This window comes from Streptomyces sp. NPDC004561, from assembly GCF_053602155.1.
In genome coordinates, this window is the sequence record NZ_JBSGDB010000166.1 from 1 (window position 1) to 5,766 (window position 5,766).

The 5,766-nt window shown below is 72.4% G+C and carries 5 protein-coding genes and 1 tRNA gene; 3 read left to right on the forward strand and 3 right to left on the reverse strand.

The window, feature by feature from the left end:
• Window positions 1-501 (forward strand): inositol monophosphatase family protein (locus ACWEN3_RS22040; RefSeq protein ID WP_452973557.1); only part of this gene is annotated, 501 nt, incomplete at its 5' end.
• A gap of 176 nt (window positions 502-677) precedes the next feature.
• On the forward strand, window positions 678-1,073 hold the full coding sequence (locus ACWEN3_RS22045; protein WP_452973559.1) for a CBS domain-containing protein: 396 nt from the start codon (window positions 678-680) through the stop codon (window positions 1,071-1,073).
• A gap of 91 nt (window positions 1,074-1,164) precedes the next feature.
• Here the strand turns inward: ACWEN3_RS22045 and ACWEN3_RS22050 are convergent, their stop codons facing one another.
• Window positions 1,165-2,619 (reverse strand): catalase, encoded by a 1,455-nt coding sequence (locus tag ACWEN3_RS22050; protein WP_452973562.1) that lies wholly within the window; start codon window positions 2,617-2,619, stop codon window positions 1,165-1,167.
• 145 nt (window positions 2,620-2,764) lie between these two features.
• Here ACWEN3_RS22050 and ACWEN3_RS22055 point away from each other — a divergent pair, with 145 nt between their 5' ends.
• Complete coding sequence (locus ACWEN3_RS22055; RefSeq protein ID WP_452973565.1) at window positions 2,765-3,181, forward strand: Fur family transcriptional regulator; 417 nt, start codon at window positions 2,765-2,767, stop codon at window positions 3,179-3,181.
• Window positions 3,182-3,303: 122 nt separating this feature from the next.
• On the opposite strand, the gene ACWEN3_RS22060 is transcribed toward ACWEN3_RS22055, so the two are convergent.
• Window positions 3,304-3,377: transfer RNA gene (locus ACWEN3_RS22060), tRNA-Met, on the reverse strand.
• A 358-nt stretch (window positions 3,378-3,735) separates the two neighbouring features.
• A complete protein-coding gene (locus ACWEN3_RS22065) occupies window positions 3,736-5,550 on the reverse strand; it encodes a sel1 repeat family protein (protein ID WP_452973567.1) in 1,815 nt (604 codons plus the stop codon).
• Window positions 5,551-5,766: the final 216 nt, after the last annotated feature.

Consider the following 5,766-nt stretch of genomic DNA (forward strand, 5'->3'; position numbering starts at 1 on the left):
ACCCACACCCCCCTGCGGGCGGCGCCCGCGGCGGGCTACCAGCCCGTCGTGGGTCTCGTCTCCGCCCCCGCCCTCGGCCGCCGCTGGTGGGCCGCGAAGGGCTACGGCGCGTTCACCGGCCGCAACCTGACCTCCGCGGGCCGTATCCACGCCTCGCGGGTGAGCACGCTCGCGGACGCGTCCTTCGCCTACTCCTCGCTCTCCGGCTGGGAGGAGCAGGGCCGGCTGAACGGCTTCCTCGACCTGACCCGCGAGGTGTGGCGCACGCGCGCGTACGGCGACTTCTGGCCGTACATGATGGTCGCCGAGGGCTCCGTCGACATCTGCGCCGAGCCCGAGCTGTCCCTGTGGGACATGGCCGCCAACGCGATCATCGTGACGGAGGCCGGCGGCGCCTTCACCGGCCTCGACGGCCGCCCGGGCCCGCACAGCGGCAACGCGGCCGCCTCCAACGGCCTGCTGCACGACGAGTTGCTGGGGTATCTCAACCAGCGCCAGTGAGGCACGGGATTACTCCCGCTACGCCCTCAACTGGTGTCGCGCGCCCCCTTGTTGACCCTCCCTTTACCTGGCACTCTGGGCCCACCCCCACTTGTGAATTTGTGCAATCCCGAACAGGCGCCTAGGGCGCCGGGCCCGCGAAGGGCCCCGGGATTCCCGAAGGAGGTGGCCCATCCATGCTCGTCCGTGACGCCATGAGCACGGTGATCCTCACTGTCGGTCCCGCCCACACCCTCCGTCAGGCGGCCGCGCTGATGTCCGCCCGGCGCGTCGGCGCCGCGGTGGTCCTCGACCCGGACGCCGGCGGCATCGGCATCCTCACCGAACGCGACATCCTCAACTCCGTCGGCCTCGGCCAGAACCCGGACACGGAACGCACCCACGCCCACACCACCACCGACGTCGTCTTCGCCGCCCCCACCTGGACCCTGGAGGAGGCCGCCCGCGCCATGACCAACGGCGGCTTCCGGCACCTGGTCGTCCTCGACCGCGGCGAGCCCGCGGGAATCGTCTCGGTCCGCGACATCATCCGCTGCTGGCTCCCGGCCCGCGAGCCCGCTCCGGCGCTCTGAGCATGCGCAACGGGCCGGACCCCGAGCACCGTGGGATCCGGCCCGCCCTGGGGCACCCCCAGGCTCCTGAGGCGCGGGCCGCGCCGCCGCGTCAGCCGCGCAGCGCCCGCACCGCCGCCTCCAGCCGCTTGCCGAAGTCGGCGTCGGCGGACGCGAAATTGGCGATCGCGCGCTCGGCGATGTCCTCGCGCGAGACCTGGGAGATCGCCCCGGCCAGGTTGGCGACCAGCCGCTCCCGCTCCTCCTGCGACATCAGCCGGTACAGGTCGCCCGCCTGCACGAAGTCGTCGTCCTCGGCGTGCGCCGGGGTCGGGTGGTCGCCGGTGCCGGCGGTGAAGCCGTCGAACGGCTGCCACAGCGCGCGGCCGGTCTGCCGCGGGCCGCCGAAGCTGTTCGGCTCGTAGTTCCTGGCGGCGCCGTGCCGACCGTCGTACAGCCGGCCGTCCCGCGCGTTGGTGCGCGCCTCGGTGGCGTGCGGGCGGTTCACCGGCAGATGGTCGGCGTTGATGCCGACGCGGTAGCGGTGCGCGTCGCCGTACGCGAAGAGACGGCCCTGGAGCATCTTGTCCGGCGAGGGGCCGATGCCCGGCACGAAGTGCGAGGGCGAGAAGATCGACTGCTCGACCTCGGCGAAGACGTTGCGCGGGTTGCGGTTCAGCTCCAGCCTGCCGATCTCGACGACGGGGTAGTCGGCGTGCGGCCACACCTTGGTCAGGTCGAACGGGTTGAAGCGGTAGGCCGCCGCGTCCGCCGCCGGCATGATCTGCACGCCCACGGTCCAGCTCGGGAACTCGCCGCGCTCGATCGCCTCACGCAGGTCGCGCTGGTGCGAGTCGGGGTCCTTGCCCGCGAGCACCTCGGCCTCCCCGGCGGTGAGGTTGCGGATCCCCTGGTCGGTCTTGAAGTGGTACTTGACCCAGAAGACCTCGCCGGCCTCGTTGTTCCACTGGAAGGTGTGCGAGCCGAAGCCGTCCATGTGCCGGTACGACGCCGGGATGCCGCGGTCGCCGAAGAGCCAGGTCACCTGGTGCGTGGACTCGGGCGACAGGCTCCAGAAGTCCCAGACGTTGTCCGCCTCCGTGCTGCCCGTGTACGGGTCGCGCTTCTGGGTGTGGATGAAGTCGGGGAACTTGATCGCGTCCCGGATGAAGAACACGGGGGTGTTGTTGCCGACGAGGTCGTAGTTGCCCTCCTCGGTGTAGAGCTTCAGCGCGAAGCCGCGCGGGTCCCGCACGGCGTCCGCCGCGCCGAGGTTGCCGGCCACGGTCGAGAAGCGCAGGAAGACCTCGGTCTCCTTGCCGATCTCGGAGAGGAAGGCGGCCCGCGTGTACGGCGTGACGTCGGCGGTCACCGTGAAGGTGCCGTAGGCGCCCGCGCCACGGGCGTGCACCACGCGCTCCGGGATGCGCTCGCGGTTGAAGTGGGCGAGCTTCTCCAGCAGCAGCTGGTCCTGGACCAGGACCGGCCCGCCGACGCCCGCCGTCTCGCTGTTCTGGTTGTCGGCCACCGGAGCACCGGCCTCCGTGGTGAGCGGTCCCTGCGTCACGTGCGCCTCCTGCGTCGTTCCTGACTCGTCCTGTCCCATGGCCGAAGCCAGGCTCGATCCTACATTGGACAATGTCTAAGTCAAACATCGATCCAATCTCACACCTATTCCCGTCCTGGTCCCCCCTGCTGTTAGGCTGGTAGCCATGAGCGACCTTCTGGAACGACTGCGTGGACGCGGATGGCGGATGACCGCGCAGCGGCGCGTGGTGGCCGAGGTCCTCGACGGCGAGCACGTCCACATGACAGCCGACGAGGTCCACGCTCGGGCCGTCGCGAAGCTGCCCGAGATCTCCCGGGCGACCGTCTACAACACGCTGGGTGAGCTGGTCTCCCTCGGCGAGGTGCTGGAAGTCTCGACGGACAGGCGCGCCAAGCGGTACGACCCGAACGCGCACCGGCCCCACCATCACCTGGTCTGCGCCCGGTGCGGCGCGATCCGCGACGTCCACCCGACGGGCAACCCGCTCGCCGACCTCCCCGACACGGAGCGCTTCGGCTTCACGGTGTCGGACGTCGAGGTGACGTACCGCGGGCTGTGCCCGAACTGCGCGAGCGCGTAAACAGGACGCTCACCGAAAGCCCCGGCGCCCATCCGGCACCGGGGCTCTTCCGTGTCTTCCCTACGCCCATGCAAACACCGAGGGCCGGAACCCATTTCTGGATTCCGGCCCTCGGCCTTCAGTAGCGGGGACAGGATTTGAACCTGCGACCTCTGGGTTATGAGCCCAGCGAGCTACCGAGCTGCTCCACCCCGCGTCGGTGAACACGACATTACGGGAGAGGAGTACCGGGAAGCAAATCCTTGGTCCGCGAGGTGTCCGGCGTCACTCCGCGCAGGTCCGGGGCGGCCGACCAACCGGCAGAAACCGCCGATTCCTGACGCAACGGGACCTCGGCGCCACACTCCCGGAATCCCTGCGCGGCCCGCACCCCGGCCTCACGCCCCAGCCGAATGCCTCCGCGGCCCGGACCCGGCACTACACCACCAAATCCCTGCGCGCCGCCCTCGCCCAAGGGTCCCAACCCCCAGGCAGCCCCAGACTCCGGCAAATCCCGCCGCAGCCGCCCACCAGCGGCACGCCCCGCCGAATCCCTGCGCGCCCGGACCCCGGTGTCACGCCGACAGTTCTTCCCTCAGTGCGTCTCGTAGCCGGCCCGCTCGTTCGGCCACCTCCGCCGGTCCGAGGGCGACGGCGCGGTGCGCCCACTTCTGGCCTTCGGCCAGTTCGCCGCGACGCGCGTAGACGAGGGCCAGCCGCAACGCCGCCCGCCCGTGCCCGGCGTCCGCGGCCCGGGTCCACCACACGGCGGCCTCCGGCTCGCTCCCCTCCCGCGCGAGCAGCAGCCCGAGGTTGAAGGCGCCGTTGCGCGACCCGGCCTCGGCCGCCGCCCGGTACCACCGGGCCGCCTCCACCACGTCACCGCGGGCCGCCGCGAGCATCCCCACCCGGACCTGCGCCCGCCGGTGCCCCTGGGACGCGGCCCGCTCGTACCACTCCTCGCACTCGGTCTTCTCGTGCACGATCTCCCCCAGCTCGTGCGCGGGCTCCGGGGGCCGCCGGGCGTCGAGCAGGGTGGCCAGCCGGTACGCGGCCTCCGCGCTTCCGCCGCCCGCGGCGCAGCGCAGATTCCGCTCGGCGTCCTGTTCGTCGCCCTCGCGCTGCCGGGCGATGCCGACCTGGAGCGCGGCCTCGGTGTGCCCGGCGGCGGCCGCCTGCTCGTACCAGCGCAGCGCCGCCCCCTCCTCGCCGCGCCCGGCGTAGAGGATGCCGAGGTTGAACGCGGCGTCCACGCTTCCCGCCTCGGCGGCCTTGGAGAACCACGGCTCCGCGCCGCTCGTGTCGCCGCCCTGGAGCAGCAGGATGGCCAGCGCGTTCGCGGCCTCCCGGTGCCCGGCGTAGGCGGCCCGCCGGTACCACTGCTCGGCCTGCGCGGTACGGCCCTGCTCGGCGCAGAGCAGCCCGAGGTTGTAGGCGCCGTTGTCGTCGCCCGCGTCCAGCGCCGCCCGGTACCAGCGCTCGGCGGTCTGCGTCTCGCCGCGCTCGGCGTGCAGCGCGCCCAGCGCGTTGGCCGCGTTGCCGTCGCCCTCCTGGGCGGCGCGCAGCCACCACACGGCCGCGCTCTCGGTGTCGCCCGCGTCCCGCAGCAGGAAGCCGAGCGCGCAGGCGGCCCGCGGTTCGCCGTCCTTGGCCGAGGTCAGGTACCAGCGCCCGGCCTCCTTCAGCTCGCCGCGCTTCTCCAGGATCGCCCCGAGGTGCAGCGCGGCCCGCCGGTGGCCGCGTGCGGCGGCCTGCCGGTACCACTGCTCGATCTCCGCGACAGCGTTGTCAGCCCCGCCCTCGTCCGGCTGCCCGGCCCTGCGGTCGAGTGCGCGGGCCAGCCGGTAGGCGGCCTCACGGTGACCGCGCTCGGCGGCGATCCGCATCCAGCGCCCGGCGCCGGCGTCCCCGCGGTGCTCCAGCAGGTCGGCGAGCGCGTAGGCGCCGAGGACATGACCCTGTTCGGCGGACTGGCGCAGCCAGTACTCGGCGGCGGGCTCGTCGCCGCGCTCGCGGTGGTAGCGGCCGAGGGCGTGCGCGGCGGCGGCGGAGCCGGCGACGGCGGCGATCCGCCACCAGCCGGCGGCCTCGTCGGCGTAGCCGCGCTGGTGCAGGAGGACACCCAGGTTGTTGGCGGCGGCCCGGTCACCGGCCGCGGTGGCAGCCCGCAGATGGGTCTCGGCCCCGTCGAGGTCACCACGGCGCAGCAGCAGGGCCCCGAGGACGCTCGCCGCCTCGACGTCGCCGCTCTGCGCGGCGAGCCCGAGGCGTACCTCCTCGGCGGCTTCCTCCCCCATGTCGCCCATCTCGTCCTGGGCCGGCTCCTCGCCGGGAGGCTGCACAAATCGCCCTGACTCGAACAGAGTTGCCTTGTCCCCCATAACGTCCATCGTCGCACCACCTGCAACCTGGGTACACCCGGTATACCGCAGCCCGTGAGGTCACTTCAGCGTTTTGTCGACATGCCCACAGGACGACAAGTCAAACACACCCCACTCAACTCCCCACGGCGGCGCGGCCGTACCTCCCCTCCGGAAATGAGTTCGCTGGGTGTGCCGACCAGGTCGGTGACGATGGCGAAGAAGCGGGAGTCGATCTCCTCCTGG